Raw genomic sequence first — 3,392 nt, 5'->3', positions numbered from 1 at the left:
ATGCGATGCAGCAGCTCGACGCCGGCGATCGTCACGGCCGCGCGATCGAAGACCTTGAAGCCGAGCATGGGCTTGATGCGCAACTTCACGCCTCGATGGTCCTGCTCGACCATATTGTTCAAGTATCGAGACGATCGCAGCCGAGTGTCTTTCCAGCGAGAGCTCTGCTCGGGAAGTTCTCGCACCGCGCGATGCGAGGCAGCGTAGCCATCGAGCGTGATGCTCACCGGAGGTCGCCCTTGAGTCTTCAGCGCCTTGCGGAAGAATGCCTTGGCCRCTCTCACATCTCGATTGGCGCTCAAGCGAAAATCCACGGTCTGGCCCTCGCGATCAACAGCCCGGTACAGGTAGGTCCATATGCCGCGGATTTTCACGTAGGTTTCGTCGACGCGCCACGAACGACCGGCTTGGCGAGCGAATCGATTCCAGCGCTTCTCGAACTCGGGCACGAAGCGCTGCACCCATCGCATGATCGTCGTGTGGGCCAAGGCCAGGCCGCGCTCGGCCATCATCTCCACCAGGTCGCGCAAGCTCAGCTTGAATCGCAGGTACCAGCGAACGCACAGAACGATGATCTCTCGCTCGAAGTGCCGGCCCTTGAACAGTTCGTCCATGCTTTGAACCTTCTTCGCCATCGACCTGCCCGGGGTGCACAAACCGGGTAGCCTACACCGCGGCACGGTTTGCACCAGAACCCCAGAACGCCGCCCCTGCGAGAATTGCTCCGGCACTGGCAAGGTGACTGTCGGCATCGGAGGCGCGTAGCCCGAAGGTGGTGTCGGTCAAGGAGTCCCGAAAACCGTTCGCCTGCCCTTCCGTTCGCCCTGTACGGCGCACTCCTCGCCCACGGCACCGACAATGACGCCAAGGGCGTCAGCACCATGATCCCTGGGATCGATGTGGCGCAGATCGCGGCGGCGATGCGCGCGCTCGAGCAGCCTGGCAGGCTGCGCCGGGCCAACGAATGCGTCGCGCAGTTCCAGAGTCGGGTACCCATCGCCTCGCTCTGGGGCGACGGAGAGAAGGGTTCGGCGGACATGATGGCACTGGATGCAAGCCGCCACCTTTGGACGTCGCGCGTCGATCCGCGGCGCCGCACCTATGCCGCCGGTATCTACACCCACGTGCGCGACCGGTGGGGCATCTTCTATGACCAGCCCATCGTGCTCAATGAGCGCCAGGCCGGCGTAGCTGTCGAAGGCGTCGAACTGCAGAACCGCACCGACGATCGCATCCGGATCTCCCTGATCGCGGTCGACACTCACGGTTTCACGAGCGTCGCGATGGCCATCGCCAAACTCCTTGGGTTCGACCTGTGCGCGCGGCTGCGCAATCTGAGTGAGCGCAAGTTGTTCATGCCCCGTGGCTGGCCGGTACCCGAGGCGCTCGAGGCGGTGACCGTCCGACGGGTATCGCTCTCGGCGATCGAGCGCGGCTGGGACGACTTGCTGCGACTTGCCGCTTCGATCCGTGCGGGCAAGGTATCGGCGGCGCTGGCGATCGAGCGCCTTGGCTCGGCAGCAATCGGAGATCCTCTGCACCGCGCGGCCGAGCATCTGGGACGACTCCTGCGCACCCTCCTTCTATGCGACTACCTGGCCATCGACGAGTTTCGCCGAGAGATCCACACGCTGCTCAACCGCGGTGAGTCGGTCCACCAGTTGCAGCGGGCGATCTACACCGGCAAGGTGGCGCCCGAGCGGGGCCGGCGGCGCGACGAGATGGTGGCGATCTCTGGCTCGCATGCGCTGCTGACCAACATCGTGCTGGCATGGAACACGGGTCGCATGAACAGCGTAGTCGATAGCCTGCGCAAGAATGGCGCTGTTATCGAAGACGATCGGCTGCGCCGCATTGGGCCGGCCCACTTCGGACACATCAACTTCCGCTTTAGCATCCGTTCGATGAGCTTGCGCTGGTGCACTTCCAGGCCGCCGCGCTTGCGCCACGCACCCATTGCCCGTCGCAGCTGGTCAGCCTCGCCGGCGGTGAAGTCGGCGGCAACCATCGCGATAGCCATGACCTGCTCTTGGAAGAGCGGGATGCCAAGCGTGCGTTCCGTTGCCTGCTTGTTTTCCTCGCTCGGGTAGGTCACCTCCTCCTCGCCCATGCGGCGACGCAGGTAAGGGTGGACCATGCCACCTTGGATCGGGCCCGGTCGCACGATCGCAACCTGGATGACCAAGTCGTAGAAGGTGCGCGGCTGCATGCGCGGAAGCATGCTCATTTGGGCGCGCGACTCAATCTGGAAGACGCCCACGGTGTCGGCCCTGCAGATCATCTCGTAGGTGGCCGGGTCCTCTGCCGGAACATCCTGCATGCGCATAGGCGGGCCGCCGGCCTTCTCGCCGGCCAGGTCGAGCGCGCGGTGGATGGCGGTGAGCATGCCCAGCGCGAGGATGTCGACCTTGATGAGTCCGGTCGAATCGAGATCGTCCTTGTCCCACTGGATGATGCTGCGGTTGTCCATAGCGGCGTTCTCGACCGGCACCAGGCGACTGATCTTATCGCGGCCGATCACAAAGCCGCCCGGGTGCTGGCTCAGATGGCGCGGGAAGCCGCGGATCGTGTCGGCGAGCGTGAGCCAGTGCACCACCGTTGGGTCGGCCGGGTCGATTTCGTTTTCGAGCAGGCACGCCTCGCTGATCCACTTCTCGTCGGTGCCGTAGGCCGTGCTGGCCAGGCGGTCGATCTTGTCCGCATCGACGCCCATGGCCTTGCCCACATCGCGCAGCGCCGACTTCGTGCGGTACGTGGTGGCCACGGCGGTGAGGGCCGCGCGATCGCGCCCATACTTGTCGTAGATGTACTGCATCGCCTCCTCGCGCCGCTGGTGCTCGAAGTCGACGTCGATGTCAGGCGGCTCCTTGCGTTCGACTGAGATAAAGCGTTCGAAGAGCACGCTCATGCGGTCGGGATCGACGTTCGTGACCTCGAGGCAGTAGCAGACCGCGCTGTTGGCGGCCGAGCCTCGGCCCTGGCAGAGGATGTTGCGGTCGCGCGCCCAGTGCACGATGTCGGCCACCGTCAGGAAGTAGCTCTCGTACTCGAGTTGGGCAATGATCTTGAGCTCGTGCTCGATCTGGTTGCGCACCTTGTCGGGCAGCCCATTCGGGTACCGGCGGTGTGCGCCTTCGTAAGTGAGCTTGCGCAGGTGCGACGCCGGCGTCTCACCTTCAGGAACGACCTCGCGCGGGTATTCGTACTTCAGCTCCTCCAGCGAGAACGTGCACAAGCTCGCAACACGCACGGTCTCCTCCATCCACTCGCCGGGCACCTGGTCCATCAGCGCCGCGCGGCCACGCAGGTACGCCTCGGTATTGGCCTGCAGCGCGAAGCCCGCGGTCGCCACGGTCTTGCCGATGCGCACCGCCGTGAGCACGTCCTGGACC

General features: G+C 64.6%; 1 protein-coding gene and 2 pseudogenes. 1 reads left to right on the top strand and 2 read right to left on the bottom strand.

Annotated features, from left to right (window positions below; genetic code table 11):
* Positions 1–635 (bottom strand): IS6 family transposase (locus tag AC1DY5_RS48045; RefSeq protein ID WP_478121401.1); only part of this gene is annotated, 635 nt, incomplete at its 3' end.
* A gap of 192 nt (positions 636–827) precedes the next feature.
* On the opposite strand from AC1DY5_RS48045, the pseudogene AC1DY5_RS48040 reads away from it, so the two are divergent.
* Positions 828–1,889: pseudogene (locus AC1DY5_RS48040) on the top strand (Tn3 family transposase); the annotation flags it as partial.
* On the opposite strand, the pseudogene AC1DY5_RS48035 reads toward AC1DY5_RS48040, so the two are convergent.
* Positions 1,886–3,392: pseudogene (locus tag AC1DY5_RS48035) on the bottom strand (error-prone DNA polymerase family protein); the annotation flags it as partial. The pseudogenes AC1DY5_RS48040 and AC1DY5_RS48035 sit on opposite strands and share 4 nt — an antisense overlap.

This window comes from Variovorax sp. P4_D9 (assembly GCF_056401695.1).
The sequence above is the reverse complement of the archived record's forward strand: the minus strand, read 5'-3'. Positions and strand labels throughout refer to the sequence as shown.